General features: G+C 43.0%; 1 pseudogene. It reads left to right on the forward strand.

Features of this window, described 5'->3' with window-relative positions:
• Window positions 1-314, forward strand: a pseudogene (locus tag ACSG5Z_RS30145) (tRNA (adenosine(37)-N6)-threonylcarbamoyltransferase complex transferase subunit TsaD); the annotation flags it as partial.

Raw genomic sequence — 314 nt, forward strand, 5'->3', positions numbered from 1 at the left:
ATGCGAACCGTTTAGTAAAAGAAGTTCAATTCCCACTACTATCACTTGTTGTATCTGGTGGACATACGGAGCTTGGTTATATGAAAGAACATGGTTCATTCGAAGTGATTGGTGAAACAAGAGATGATGCAGCTGGAGAGGCATATGATAAAGTAGCTCGAACATTATCCATGCCATATCCAGGTGGTCCTCACATTGATCGCCTTGCACATGAAGGGGAACCGACAATCGATTTGCCTCGTGCATGGCTAGAACCTGAGTCGTATGATTTCAGTTTCAGTGGATTGAAATCAGCAGTTATCAACACTGTGCAT

Origin of the sequence: Bacillus pretiosus (genome assembly GCF_051294775.1) — a bacterium.
Lineage (GTDB): Bacteria > Bacillota > Bacilli > Bacillales > Bacillaceae_G > Bacillus_A > Bacillus_A wiedmannii.